At 65.5% G+C, this 13,995-nt stretch carries 11 protein-coding genes; 1 reads left to right on the forward strand and 10 read right to left on the reverse strand.

Going from position 1 to position 13,995, the window contains the following annotated elements; all coding sequences use genetic code 11:
* Positions 1–39 precede the first annotated feature (39 nt).
* The 9 genes from kdpA to ACP92_RS18860 all read right to left on the reverse strand — a co-directional run bounded on the left by kdpA (position 40) and on the right by ACP92_RS18860 (position 11,498).
* Entirely contained in the window at positions 40–1,821 is a 1,782-nt protein-coding gene (gene kdpA, locus ACP92_RS18820) for a potassium-transporting ATPase subunit KdpA (RefSeq protein WP_013235719.1), read from the reverse strand.
* 1 nt (position 1,822) lies between these two features.
* On the reverse strand, positions 1,823–1,912 hold the full coding sequence (kdpF, locus tag ACP92_RS18825) for a K(+)-transporting ATPase subunit F (protein WP_041311187.1): 90 nt from the start codon (positions 1,910–1,912) through the stop codon (positions 1,823–1,825).
* A 685-nt stretch (positions 1,913–2,597) separates the two neighbouring features.
* Entirely contained in the window at positions 2,598–4,814 is a 2,217-nt protein-coding gene (locus ACP92_RS18830) for a diguanylate cyclase domain-containing protein (RefSeq protein ID WP_013235720.1), read from the reverse strand.
* 240 nt (positions 4,815–5,054) lie between these two features.
* Positions 5,055–6,638: a gamma-glutamyltransferase family protein gene (locus ACP92_RS18835; RefSeq protein ID WP_013235721.1), complete on the reverse strand. Its 1,584-nt coding sequence runs from the start codon at positions 6,636–6,638 to the stop codon at positions 5,055–5,057.
* A 74-nt stretch (positions 6,639–6,712) separates the two neighbouring features.
* Positions 6,713–7,258, reverse strand: a complete 546-nt coding sequence (locus tag ACP92_RS18840) for a GNAT family N-acetyltransferase (RefSeq protein WP_013235722.1) — start codon at positions 7,256–7,258, stop codon at positions 6,713–6,715.
* A 159-nt stretch (positions 7,259–7,417) separates the two neighbouring features.
* Positions 7,418–8,428 carry an LLM class flavin-dependent oxidoreductase gene (locus tag ACP92_RS18845; protein WP_013235723.1) on the reverse strand — a complete coding sequence of 337 codons (1,011 nt, stop codon included), beginning with the start codon at positions 8,426–8,428 and terminating at the stop codon, positions 7,418–7,420.
* 77 nt (positions 8,429–8,505) lie between these two features.
* Positions 8,506–9,537, reverse strand: a complete 1,032-nt coding sequence (locus ACP92_RS18850; protein WP_013235724.1) for an NADP-dependent oxidoreductase — start codon at positions 9,535–9,537, stop codon at positions 8,506–8,508.
* 67 nt (positions 9,538–9,604) lie between these two features.
* Entirely contained in the window at positions 9,605–10,210 is a 606-nt protein-coding gene (locus ACP92_RS18855; protein WP_013235725.1) for a TetR/AcrR family transcriptional regulator, read from the reverse strand.
* Positions 10,211–10,286: 76 nt separating this feature from the next.
* Complete coding sequence (locus ACP92_RS18860; protein WP_013235726.1) at positions 10,287–11,498, reverse strand: MFS transporter; 1,212 nt, start codon at positions 11,496–11,498, stop codon at positions 10,287–10,289.
* A 101-nt stretch (positions 11,499–11,599) separates the two neighbouring features.
* Between ACP92_RS18860 and ACP92_RS18865 the strand changes: the two genes are divergently transcribed.
* A complete protein-coding gene (locus ACP92_RS18865) occupies positions 11,600–12,592 on the forward strand; it encodes a GlxA family transcriptional regulator (protein ID WP_013235727.1) in 993 nt (330 codons plus the stop codon).
* On the opposite strand, the gene ACP92_RS18870 is transcribed toward ACP92_RS18865, so the two are convergent.
* Complete coding sequence (locus ACP92_RS18870) at positions 12,564–13,721, reverse strand: metallophosphoesterase (RefSeq protein ID WP_041311188.1); 1,158 nt, start codon at positions 13,719–13,721, stop codon at positions 12,564–12,566. The genes ACP92_RS18865 and ACP92_RS18870 overlap by 29 nt on opposite strands.
* Positions 13,722–13,995: the final 274 nt, after the last annotated feature.

Genomic DNA, 13,995 nt, shown 5'->3' on the forward strand with positions numbered 1-13,995 from the left:
TGCGTCGGGCGCCATGCCCGGCGCAATCCATCCAATCATTTACATCGCCATCATCTGCAGGTGCTCGACCACCGGTCCCAGCGCCAGCGCCGGCACATAGGTCAGCGCCCCCACCAGGATCACCGCGCCGATCAGCAGCGCCACGAACAGCGGGCCATGCGTGGGCAAGGTGCCGGAGGTGGCGGCCAGGCGCTTCTTGCCGGCCAGCGAACCGGCCATGGCCAGCACCGGCACGATGATGCCGAAGCGGCCCAGCCAGGTGCAGATGCCGGTGGTGATGTTGTAGTACGGCGTGTTGGCCGAGAGTCCGGCAAAGGCGCTGCCGTTGTTGTTGGCCGCCGAGCTGAAGGCGTAGAGGATTTCGGAGAAACCGTGCGCACCCGGATTGGCGATGCCGGCCAGGCCCGCCTCCACCATCACCGAGAGCGCCGTGAAGATCAGCACCAGGGCCGGGGTCATGAGGATGGCGATGGACATCATCTTCATGTCGAACACGCCGATCTTCTTGCCCAGGTATTCGGGTGTGCGGCCGATCATGAGGCCGGCGATGAACACCGCCAGCACGGCGAAGATCAGCATGCCGTACAAGCCCGAGCCGACGCCGCCGAACACCACTTCGCCCAGCTGCATCTGCAGCATCGGCACCAGTCCGCCCAAGGGCGAGAGTGAGTCGTGCATGGCGTTGACGGCACCGCAGGAAGCGGCCGTGGTGATGGACGCAAACAGCGCCGAGGCCGGGATGCCGAAGCGGGTTTCCTTGCCTTCCATCATGCCGGGGCCGGAGGCGTGCAGCGAAGCCAGCATGGGATTGGGTTGCGACTCGGCATACATCAGCACCAGCGTCATGACCACGAACAGCAGCGTCATCGCCGCCAAGATGGCCCAACCCTGGCGACGGTCGCCCACCAGCACGCCGAAGCTGGTGCAGAGCGCCGCCGGAATGATGAGGATGGCCAGCATCTGCAGGAAGTTGGAGAGCGGCGTCGGGTTCTCATAGGGGTGGGCCGAGTTGGCGTTGAAGAAACCGCCGCCATTGGTGCCAATCATCTTGATGGCTTCCTGCGAGGCCACCGGCCCCATGGGCAGGGTCTGCTTGTCGGTGCTTTGCGCTTCGGTCACCGGTTCGCCCTTGGCGTCCTTGAGCGGCTGCCCTGCGGCGTCCAGCTTGGGCACGGTGTAGTGCGTCACTTCCAGGGTCTTCACGTCCTGGTAGGCGCGGAAGTTCTGGATGCTGCCCTGCTGCACCAGCACCAGCGCCAACACCACCGACAGCGGCAGCAGCACATAGAGCGTGCTGCGCGTCATGTCGACCCAGAAGTTGCCGATGCCCTTGCTGCTGTGGCGGGCAAAGCCGCGGATGAGTGCGAACGCAATGGCGATGCCGGTGGCCGCCGACAGGAAATTCTGCAGCGCCAGCGCAGCCATCTGAGTCAGGTAGCTCATGGTGGATTCACCAGCGTAGCCTTGCCAGTTGGTATTGGTCACGAAGCTCAGCGCCGTGTTGAAGGAGGAGTCCGGGCTGACACTGGCCAGCGCTGCCGGGTTCAGCGGCAGCCATTGCTGCAGGCGCTGCAACAGGTAGACCGCGATGGCGCCGATGAAGTTGAACAGCACGACGGCGATGGCATATTGTTTCCAGTCCATCTCGTGTTCGCGGCTGATGCCGCAGAGACGGTAGAAGACGCGCTCGATGCCGCCGAAGAGGCGGTTGACGCGTGACTTGCCTTCCATCACGCGGGCCATGTACCAGCCCAGCGGCAGGGAAAGCAGCAGCAGGACCGCCAGGTAGAGGCCGAGCTGGTAGTAGTTGTTGCTGTCCATGTCAGAAATCCTCCGGCTTGATCAGGGCGTAGACCAGGTACAGCAACAGGGCGACGGAAACCGCCAGCCCCAGCGCATACATGAGGTTCATTTCTGCTCCCCTTCCTGCCGTTCCAGACGGCTGCACAGGGCGATGAAGGCCCACATCGAGAGGCCGCAGACGAGCAGCATGCCTATGTAGAGAAAATCGCTTTGCCACATTTCCCACTCCATTGTTGACGTTGTTGCGCTCTCTTCCGGGGACGGAAGCGGAGACAGTCGAACGATAGGGAAAGCAGCATTAAATCCCGGTAAATGTTTCGCGCAGGAGCGTAAACAAAACGTAAATGAGACGGTTCGGCTCGCCAGCGCAAGAGATGGGGCGGACGCAGGGGCTGATGAAAAATCTCACCTCCCGTTCGGACTGAGTAGCCCCGAAGGGGCGTATCGAAGGCAAGCCGGCGCAGGAAATGAAAGAAACGTATCGACTGATGAAAAATCCCACCTCCCGTTCGGACTGAGTAGCCCCGAAGGGGCGTATCGAAGACACACCGGAGATGGCGTCACCAGGGAATGCGGACGGGAACGATCGACGGCGCGCCTTCGATACGCCCCCTGCGGGGGCTACTCAGTCCGAACGGGAAGGAAAAACCAGGAGGAATAACAAGAATGCGTAACGGGAAGGTAATGGGAAGGTAACGGGAAGGTAACGGGAAGGTAACGGGACGAGTAACGGGACGAGTAACGGGACGGAGTAACTGAAAGGTGTTGTGAGCAGCAGCGACACGCCGAGCAAATCAGAAATCGCCGACGCGCCCCAGTTCGATGCGGTTCTTGCCCAGGCGCTTGGCGGCGTACATGGCCTTGTCGGCCATGGAGAGCAGTTCTTCCGGGCCGATCTCGCCGTCCAGGTCGGGCTGGTAGACGGCCACGCCAATGCTGCTGGAGATGTGGACAGTGGAATGGGTCAGCTCGAAGGGTTCGCGGATGGCATGCAGGATCTTCTCGGCCACCATGATGGCGTCCTGCTGGCTCTGGAGGTTTTCCAGGATCACCACGAATTCGTCGCCGGCCAGGCGCGCCACCGTATCGACATCGCGCACCGAGGCTTGCAGCCGGCGCGCAAACTCCACCAGCAGTTCATCGCCGGCCTCATGGCCATAGCGGTCATTGATGCCCTTGAAGCCGTCGAGGTCCATGAAGAACAAGGCCAGCAACTGGTGTGCGCGGCGCGCGCGCATCATGCCTTCGGGCAGGCGGTCGCTGAAGGCGCGGCGGTTGGGCAGGCTGGTCAGCACATCGGTGAGCGCCAGCTCACGCATCTGGTCGCGGAAGGCCAGGCGCTCGGTGATGTCGTGCAGGAAGGCGATGAACAGATGGCCGCTCTGGCGCTTGACATGGCCCACCGTGATCTCGACGGGCAACTCATGACCATCGCGATGCAGGGCCTGCAGTTCGATGCGATTGTTGATGACCACGCTGGTGCCGTCCTTGAGGAACTGCGCCATGCCGTGGTTGTGCGCCGCCCGCATGTCGGAGGGGATGATCAGCTCGGCCATGCTGCGTCCCATGACGGTATCGCGCGGCCAACCCAGCAAGAGCTCGGCCTGGCGGTTCCATTCCACGATGTGACCGTGTTCGTCGGCGGCGATGAAGGCGTCCTGGGCGTTTTCCAGGATGGCGCGCAGCTCGGCGGCGCTTTCTTCCAGCTGGATCTGGTTGGTCTGCTGCTGGTCCAGGGCCTGCTGCAGGGCCGTCGCGGTCTCGTGCAGGCGGCTGGTGCGTTCGACCACGCGCTCTTCCAGGCTCTCGTTGAGCGAACGCATTTCGCGCAGGTAGCGCTCTTCGCGCTCGACCATGGTGCCCAGGGCGGAAGACAGCAATTGCAGCTCGCGCACGCTGGTCACCAGCGGAATCTCGACTTCCTGCAGACCGGCGGCGCGCTGTTCCAGCGCCGCCGACAAGGCATTGATGGGCGCCACCAGGCGGCGGGTCAGCATGAAGGCCAGCAAGACCAGCACCGCGCCGGCCAGCGCACCGACCACGATGACGCGCCGCTCCAGATCACGGAAGGCTTCCAGGGCGACCGTCTCGGGCTGGCGCACGATGACGGTCCACTTCAGCTTCATCTCGCCGCCCTGCCCGGTGCGTGCATAGCCGGTGACGTAGCGACGGCCATCCGGCCAGGTCTCGATGAGCGAGCCGCCTGCGCTGGAATGCTGCGCGGCGCGGAAGCTGGCCGTATCGATCTTGGTCTCTTCCATGTCCTTGGGGCCGAGGATGACGGTGCCGTCGGAACGCACGATAAGCACGTCCACGTCATAGCGGCTGCTGGTGGGATTGAGCAGCTTGGAGGCGATCTCGCGCGCCCAGCCCCAGGACAGGTGCATGCCCATCACGCCGATCATCTGGCCTTGCATGTTGAGCACCGGCATGGAGAGATCGACAAAGCGCCAGGGGTCGGACTGCGGCGGCAGTTTCTTTTCCAGCAGCACGGCTGGATGGTAGTCGGCGGCGTACTCAGTCTGCTGGCCTTGCTGGAACCACGGCCGCTCGGCCACGCTCATGCCTTCCAGCAGGCCCTTGGTGGCCGCCAGCACGGTGCCGTCGGGCCTGGCCATGCCGATCCAGGCATAGTGCGGCACGTTGCGCTGCAACTCCTCGAGCACCGCCCGTATGTGCGCCGGGTCCTGGGCCTGGCGGATGGAGGGGCGCGACACCAGCAGGCGGATATCGATCTCGCGCTCGGCCATGCCGCGCTCGAGCGCATCCTGCATCTGCCAGGCCAGCTGCTTGAGGCGCGTCTCGACTTCCGAACGCGCGTAACCGCGGGTGAACTGATCCACCAGGATCAGCACCGACACGGTCGTGACGAGCACAGTGACAACCACCCCCAGCGTGATCAATGACGACAGGTTCGGCGGAGATGGGGCTTTTTTCTTATTCAATTGATACGCTTGGTACGAACTGCAGCAATACGGCTGGATGCATGACGGCTCCCCGGTGAACCGCATCGCGCATCTCACGCCTATTTATGAAATGCGTTCTAGGTATTTCGGCATCTTGCCAGAACACCTATGGTTTTTCATCGCATTTCCAGAAAAAGTACGAGAAATTTTTACCAAGAGGCAAAAATCACCAATACTCCGCTTCCGCATCAGCCAACAAAAGATCTGGAGCGGCCAGCACAAAGGGATGCCGACATTTTTCCCGCAATGCGGGAAATGCAAAAAGACAACGCTCCGACTGGAGGATCAAAGGCCGGCGCAGACGCCATCGGCACGCGGATCGGTCGCGCCCTCGATGAGGCCGTCGGGATGCACGCAGACTGCGCCGGCATGGCCCATCATGTCGGCATAGTCATCCACCACCTGCACCTCATGCCCGGCCCGGCGCAGGGCCTGGATCGTCGCTTCGGGGATGCGGCCTTCGAGCTTGAGGTTGGTGGAGACATCGCCCCAGGTGCGCCCCAGCAGCCAGCGGGGCGCGCTGACGGCGGCCTGCAGGTTCTGGCCGAACAGCACGTGACGGGTAAAGACCGCGGCCTGGGTCTGCGGCTGCCCTTCTCCCCCCATGGTGCCGAAGGCCAGGGTGCGGCCATCGTCCAGCTGCGCCAGCGAGGGGTTCAGCGTATGGAAGGGCAGCTTGCCCGGTTGCAGCTGGTTGACGCCCTCGTCGAGGGTGAAGCTGGCGCCGCGGTTCTGCCAGACGATGCCGGTGTCCGGCACGACCACGCCACTGCCGAATTCCCAGAAGATGCTCTGGATGTAGCTGACCACGCGGCCCTGGGCATCGGCTGCGCCCATCCAGATGGTGTCGCCCGGGCGGGCCGGATGCGGCCAGGGAGCGGCGCGCTGCATGTCGATGTGGCGCACTTCCTGGTCCAGCGCACCGGCCAGGAGCCACTGCGCCGCATCCACGCGCATGTGGGCCGGATCGGTGACGTGCTGGTTACGCAGGATGAAGGCGCGCTTGGTGGCTTCCACCAGGCCGTGGAGATGCGCGAAGCCGTCGGCCTGGGTGACGCCCAGGCGGTCGAACAGGCCAATGATCATCAGCGCCGAGACGCCCTGTGTCGGCGGCGGCAGGTTGTAGACGCGACCTGAACTTAACTGCACCATCAGCGGCTGCACCACTTGCGCGCGGAAGGCTTCCAGATCGCTGCGGCGCAACGGGCTGCCGGCCGCTTGCAGGCCAGCAGCAAGGGATTGCGCCAGGTCGCCGCGATAGAAATCATCCAGTCCGGCCTCGGCCAGGCGCGACAGGCTGGCCGCCAGCGCTGACTGTTTCAGCACCTTGCCCTGGGGCGGGACGCCGTCGGCGGCATAGGTGGCGGCAAATCCTGGCTGGTCTTTCAGCTCGCTCCATTTGTCGCGCGTGAGTTCGTGCTGCGAGCGGGTGACAGGTATGCCCGCCTGCGCATGGCCGATGGCGTCGGCCAGCAACACCGGCAGCGGCAAGCCGCTGGCAAACCGCTGGGCATGCTCCAGCGCCGCGGCCCAGCCCGCGACCGCGCCCGCCACCGTCAAGGCGGCATGCGGACCACGGGTGGGCATGGCGCGGTAGCCGCGCTCGGCATAGAAGGCCTTGTTCGCCAAGGCCGCCGCGGGTCCGCAGGCGCGGATGGCCACCGGGGCGCGGCCCGGCTCGCTGATGAGCCAGAAGCCGTCGCCGCCGATGCCGTTCATGTGGGGATAGACCACCGCGATGGTGGCGGCGGCGGCGACCATGGCCTCCACCGCATTGCCGCCCTGGCGCAGGATCTGCGCGCCGGCCTGCGCGGCCAGGTGATGCGGGGCGCTGACCATCCCGCCCAGACAGGTCTTGCTGTACAACATGCTTGTCTCCCGATGCTCTTGTGTTTTTTATCGTGCTGCGAAGGCCTGGATGATACCTGTATCGGGGCAACCCCTCAGTCAGGGTGGTCCATCCGCTTTTCGAAACGGAACATCTCATCGAGCATCTCCGGGCCGGACTGCTCGTCCCGATGCGGCCCGGGGTGCTGGTGGTGATAGAACTCCACGATCTTGAAGCCGCACTTGTTGAGGTAGAAATGGATGTTGCGTTTCTCGAAGTAAGGGGTGTGGGTCTCCCAGACCCGCGTCTGCGGATAGGCCCGCTCGATGGCCTGCCAGGCCTGCGTGCCCAGGCCCCGCCCGTGCGCCTGCGGGGAGATGAAAAAGAAATCCAGGCTGTTGTGTCCGCTGTGGGCGTCGATGATCAGGACCGCGCCGCCGACCGGCTGTCCTTGCCGCAGCAGGCGATAGCTAACCGCATTGGCGGCCTGGCAGGAAGCATAGACATCCTCCACGCTGGGGATCAGTTCGTCTTGCGGCTGGCCAAAGGCTTCCTGCGCGCCCGCGGTGAAGGCCTCTTGCAGGGCGCGTGCAAATTCGGCGAGGTCGCTTTCCTGCAAGCGCTCCAGGGTGACGAGATCGGGGTGGTGCGGTGCGTCCAAGCTTAGGCTCCTCTTGATGCCGTCCGCGCCTCATGCGCGGACCAGAGCCTGCCATTATCGGCGCCAATGATGGGAATAAGATGGGCGCTTGATGGGGATTGGATGCAGAAAAGACGCAGGCCACGCTGCTGCGGCAGCGTGGCGGCAGCGCGATGGGCCTCAGATCGTGACCGGCTCGCGCAAGGCCTGGCGCGCTTCGGCGGCGATCTCGAAGGAGTGCAGCCGCGCGGCGTGATCGAAGATCTGCGCCGTGATGATCAGCTCGTCGGGCGCATGCTCGTCCATGAAGGCTTGCAGCCCATCCTGGACGGCCTGGCGATCACCCACCACCGCGCAGGCCAGCGAACGCGCCACATGCGCCTGCTCGCCCGGCTGCCACAAGGCGTCGATATCGTCCACGGGCGGGCGCAACTGGCCGGGCGTGCCACGGATCAGGTTCATGAACTGCTGCTGCAGCGAGGTGAACAGGCGCTCGGCCTCGCGCTGGGTATCGGCGGCGAAGACGTTCAGGGCCAGCATCACATAGGGCTTCTTGAGCGTGGCCGAGGGCTTGAAACGTTCACGATAGATCTGCACCGCCGACTTCATGAAACCCGGCGCGAAGTGCGAGGCGAAGGCAAACGGCAGGCCCAGTTCGGCAGCCAGCTGGGCGCTGAACATGCTGGAACCCAGGAGCCAGATCGGCACCTTCAGGCCGGCGCCGGGGACGGCGCGCAGGGTCTGGTAATCGGCGGGATCGTCGAAGTAGTCTTGCAGTTCCTGCACGTCCTGGGGGAAGGTGTCGGCGGTATCGCCGCCCATGTGACGGCGCAGGGCGCGCGCGGTGCGCTGGTCAGAACCGGGAGCGCGACCCAGGCCCAGGTCGATGCGGCCGGGATAGAGCGACTCCAGCGTGCCGAACTGCTCGGCAATGACCAGCGGCGAATGATTAGGCAGCATGATGCCGCCGGAACCGACGCGAATGCTGCGGGTGTTGGCGGCCACATGCGAAATCACCAGGGCGGTGGCAGCGCTGGCGATGCCGGGCATGTTGTGATGCTCGGCCAGCCAGTAGCGGTGGTAGCCCAGCGCTTCGGCGCGCTGCGCCAGTTCCTTGCTGTTGTTGAAGGCCTGGGCGGCGGTGCTGCCCTGGTTGATCGGGGATAGATCGAGGACGGAAAACGGGATCATGAATGGGTCCTTGTGGGCGCGGCAGGATCACCGCCGCGCCGGGTTGCCGGGATGGTGGCCCGGAAGGCGGCAGGCGTTCAGTCCAGCTTGACCACCAGCTTGCCGAAGTTCTTGCCTTGCAGCAGACCCATGAAGGCCTCGGGCGCATTCTCCAGCCCTTGCACCACGTCTTCGCGATAGTGCAGCTTGCCTTGCTTGAGCCAGTTGCCCACTTCCTGCTGGAAGGCGGCGTGCAGGTCGGGACGGTTGACGTAGTAGTCGAAGATGATGAACCCCTGCACGCGCATGCGCTGGGTCAGCGTGCGGCGCAGGATCGCGGCGCTGTCGGTGGCCAGCGTGCCGCCGTTGTAGTGCGCGATGAGGCCGCACACCGGCACGCGGGCGTGGATGTTCAACAGCGGGAAGACGGCGTCGAGCACGGCGCCGCCGACGTTCTCGAAATACACATCGATGCCGCGCGGACAGGCGGCCTTCAGTTGTTCGGGGAAGTCGGCAGCACGGTGATCGATGCAGGCGTCGAAGCCCAGCTCCTTGACCGCCGCTTCGCACTTCTGCGCACCGCCGGCGATACCCACCACGTGGCAGCCGCGCAGCTTGGCGATCTGGCCGACCAGGGACCCCACCGCGCCGGTGGCTGCAGCCACGACGACTGTTTCACCAGGGCGCGGCTGGCCGATGTCGATCAGGCCGGCATAGGCGGTATAGCCGGGCATGCCCAGCACGCCCAATGCATGCGAGGGATGGGCGAAGCCGGCGGGCAGCTTGTTGACGCCCGTGCCATCGGAGACGGCGTATTCCTGCCAGCCGGTGTAGGCCATCACCAGGTCGCCTTCCTTGAATTCAGGATGGCGCGAGGCTTCCACCCGCGAGACCACGCCACCGGTCATGACGCCGCCGATCTCCACCGGCGGTGCGTAGGACGGCGCATCGCTCATGCGGCCGCGCATGTAGGGGTCCAGCGACAGCCACTGGCCGCGCAGCAGCAGTTGCCCTTCTTCCAGCGCCGGAACGGCCACTTCTTCGAGGCGGAAATTGTCGGCCGTGGGCGCGCCGGTGGGGCGCGAGGCCAGCACGATGCGGCGGTTGGTCTGGGGAGTCGTCTTTGTCATGGGGGAATCCTTTCCTGTTGAAGTTCGTCGGAAGATGTAGGCGCGGCTCAGCCAAGCTCAGCCCGCCTCATCCGGCCTCAGGCAGCACCAGCACCCGACGGGTGACCAGCATGGCCGCCTCCATCGGAGCGCGGTCGCGGCTCAGGCGCGACAGCAGGCTCGCGCCCAGCCATTGCTGGTACAGCATGGTGGCCGTGGCCAGCGGATGCAGCACGGTATGCAGGGAGCCTTCTGCTATCCCTTGGGCGATGCAGGCGGCGATGCGTTCGATGAAGGCCTGGGTGCCCTGGTGCAGGGCCTGGCGCATATCCTCGGAGAGGTCGGCCACCTCGGCGGAGAGCTTGACCACCAGGCAGCGTTGCTCCAGTTCCTGGCAGCACTGGCTTTCCAGCCAGTAGCCCCAGTAGGTCAGCAGGCGCTCGCGGGCGCTGGCGCCATGGGCGGGGTCGCCCAGCACACGCTCCAGCGACTCCAGGTAGCCGGCCACGTAGTGCTCGATGAGCTCGCGCCCGTATTGCTCCTTGGAACCGAAGTAGTGATAGAACGATCCCTTGGGAATGGCCGCCGCCGCCAGGATCTCGGACAGGCCGACGCTGGAGTAGCCTTTCTGGGCAATCAGGGCGCGCCCGGCCATGAGGATGTTGCGTTTGTTTTCGCCGTAATGTTCTCGCATGGCGACTATTCTAACGAAAAATTAGACCGGTCGTCTAAGACCGGTCTTTTTCACCTCCGCTGCCCTGCGCCCGCCATCAATGCCTGGCGCGATCCTCGGGCGGAAACAAGGGCCACACCAGCAACGCTACCACCGCGATAGCAAGCCAGACCGCCGGCCATCCCTGCCAGTGCAGCAAGGGCGGAATCGCCTGGGCGGCCAGGAAGAAGACCAGGAACACGCAGCTATTGCCCAGCCCCAGCGCGGTGCCCACCTGCCCTGCCCCGGCCACGACGGCCAGCTCGGTATAGGCCACGCCATGCCAGGCCGACACCACCACGCCGGCCGCCACCAGCAGCGGCGCCAGCACGCCCAGCAGGCCGAACAGCGCGGCGCTGGCCAACGCACAGCCGCGCAGGTAATCGCGCCGCTGGCCGCGCCGGTCGGTCCAGCGCCCGCTGGCGATACGAGCTGCCGCCGCGCCCAGCTGGACCAGGGTCAGCAGCACGCTGATGGCCAGCACACTGGCCTGTGCGCTTTCCTGCAGGAAGATGCCGCCAAAGCTCAAGAGCGCCACCTGCGGCGCGCACAGCAAGCCTATCCCCAGGGCCAGGCGCCACACCAGCTTGCTGCGCAAGGCCATGCTGGCGGCGCCGACGACCGGCGCTGCGCCGTGTGCAGGCGCGACCGGGGCTTCGCGCAGCCAGCGCAAGACCAGGCCCACGCTGGCCAGGCAGGCCGCCATCAGGGCCGCAAAGACCGCGCCGAAGCCGGCCTGCGCGGCCAGCGTAGGCAGCAGCAATGCACCCAGGCCGCCGCCCAGCGGCACGGCGGTCTGGCGTATGCTCATGGCCAGCCCGCGCTCGCCTTCGCCAAACCAGCCCATGATGGCGCGTCCGCTGGCGCCGTTGACGCTGCCCCCCAGGAGACCGGCCAGCATCAGGCCCGCACACAACCAGGCAAAGCTGGCCGCACCCTGGCCAGGCAGGGCGTACAGCATCAGCAAACCGAGTGCGGCGCTGGCGCCCAGCAGTCCGGCCAGCAAGACCTTGCGGTCACCCCAGCGGTCCGTGAGCACACCCCAGGGCAGCTCGCCCAGGGCCACGCCCAGGCTGAGCAGACCCAGCGCCAGGCCCAGCTGGGTATTGCTGAGCCGGTAATCGCTGCGCAAGACGACCGAGGTCACCGGGATGCCCGAGAATACCGCCGAGAAGCTGGCATTGGCGGCCACGCCGGCGGCCAGGACTTTCCAGCGATGGGGTGAGGGTGAGGGCGATGGGCGCGGGAGGACAGGGGCGGCAGCTTGCATGGCGGACTCCGGAGGTGGTCATGCCGTGCAGTGTGCTGTGCAGCGTCATGGCTTGAATGTCATAATTCCGTCCATTCAGGCCATTTGACGTTTTCTGCACCATGCCCCTGCGCGAGACCGCCTTCCTCATCTTCGCCGATTGCAGCATGCTGGACTTCACCGGTCCGCTGTCGGCCTTCGACGCGGCCAACCGGCTCGCGGGCAAGACCCTGTACCGGCTCACGCTGTACTCCGAACCTGGCGGCATGATCCGCAGCTCCGCCGGTGCGCTGATCCATACCGAACGCATTGGCCGCACCAGCTTCGATACCCTGATCGTGGCCGGCGGCGGTGCGCCGCGCGAGGGCCTGGTCTCGCCGGCGCTGCGCCGCCACGTGCTGCGTGCGGCGGCGCGCTCGCGCCGTATCGCCGGCATCTGTACCGGCGCCTTCGTGCTGGCCGCCACCGGCCTGCTCGATGGCAAGCGCGCCACCACGCACTGGCGCATGGCCGCCAAGTTGCAGCAGATGCATCCGGCGGTCAAGGTGGACAGCGACCGGATCTACTCACGCGATGGTGCGGTATGGACGTCAGCGGGCATCTCGGCCGGCATCGACCTGGCGCTGGCCTTGATCGAAGACGATCATGGCGTGGAACTGGCGCGCTCAGTGGCGCGCGAACTGGTGGTCTATCATCGCCGCCCGGGTGGGCAGTCGCAGTTCTCGGCCTTGCAGGAGATGGATGGAGGATCGGAGCGCATACGCCGAGCACTCGGTTTTGCGCGTGAACATCTGCACCAGGCGCTCACGGTAGACCTGCTGGCCGAGGTGGCCTGCCTGAGCCGCCGCCAGTTCGACCGCGCCTTCGCTGCCGAGACCGGCCAGACACCCGCACGCGCCATCGAGCAGATGCGCGCCGAAGCGGCGCGATTGCGCATCGAGCAATCCCAGGACACGCTGGAGAGCATTGCCCGCGCCACCGGCTTCGGCGACGCCGACCGCATGCGGCGCGCCTGCCTGCGCCTGTTCGGCCAACCGCCCCAGGCGATGCGCCGGCTGGCGCGCGCCGAAGACGATCAGGACAGGCTCAGCGCGCCGTCAGGCGTACACGCGTGATTTCAGAGGGCGCCAGCAGGCGCTTGGGCGGTCCCCAATAGCCGGTGCCGCGGCTGACGTAGACCCACAGTCCTTGCAGCCGCTTCAGCCCTGCCACATAGGGCTGCTGCAGCGGCACGAAGAAATTCCACGGGAAGAACTGGCCGCCATGGGTGTGGCCCGACAACTGCAGATCGAAGCCCGCCTCGGCGGCAGCCTGGGCGCTGCGCGGCTGGTGCGCCAGCAGGATGCGCGGATGGCCATCCGGCGCATCGGCGATGGCCGCATGCGGATCGCTGCGATGGGCTGGATCGAAGTGATGCGCGGTGTAGTCGGTCACCCCGGCCAGCACCAGGCCGGCATCGTCATGGCGCAGCACCACATGTTCGTTCATCAGCACGGTGAGGCCCAGTCGGCGCACTTCCTCGATCCATTCATGGGCGTTGGAGTAGTACTCGTGATTGCCCGTGACGAAGTAAGCGCCATGGCGCGCACGCAGTTGCGCCAGCGGCGCGGTATGCGGGGCCAGCTGGCGCACGCTGCCATCGACCAGGTCGCCGGTGATGGCGACCACGTCCGGGGAGAGGGCATTGACCTTGTCCACGATGGCTTGCAGGTAGGGAGCCTTGATGGTCGGGCCGACGTGGATGTCGCTGATCTGCACGATGCTGAACCCCTCCAGCGCCGCCGGCAGGTTGGCGATGGGAACGCTGACCTCGACCACGGCGGCGGTGCGGCGGGCGTTGAGGTAGCCGATCACGGTGGCGACCGCCGTCAGCGCCAGGGCCAGCCAGGCGGTCAGCTCGATCATCTCGTGCCGCTGGATGGGCGACAGCGGCAGCCACGGCAGCAAGGCCAGCGCGATGGCGCGCAGGAGCGTAGCCAGCAAGGCCGAGGAAAACGCGCCCATGGCCAGCATGCCCGCCCAGGACAGGCGGTCGGACCAGACCTCCGGCAAGCCCTGGCGCTTCAGGTAGGGCGCCACCAGGGCGATGGGCATGAGCAGGAAGGACAGCGCCAGCACGACGCCGCCCAGAGTGATCCAGCCGGCCTGGGTGCTCAGCGCCGGCAGCAGCTGCCAGCCGATCCAGACATGCAGGGCCGCCAGCAGGCCCAGAAAGACAGCGACTCCGACATAGCTACGACGCATGGACAGCCTTTTTCGAGGGAGGGGAAACGGGGACCGAAAGAATACGAAGGATTGCCATAAAGCAAACATATGGCGATAGGCTAAGCTCTTTTCAAGCAATTTCTTCGAAAACAACCGTAAACCCTCGCCAAAATAGAGCAAATTTCGGTAAGGCCGACAGTACATGAAGAAAAAGTCAGCATCGGTCATGCAAGAAGACGCTCAGAGGAGGATAATATTGCCTCTATCCCCCGTTTTTAATTTGCGCGCCCTGGCAGCTGAGCTGCCCCGATGT

This window comes from Herbaspirillum seropedicae, assembly GCF_001040945.1.
Classification (GTDB): Bacteria; Pseudomonadota; Gammaproteobacteria; order Burkholderiales; family Burkholderiaceae_D; genus Herbaspirillum; species Herbaspirillum seropedicae.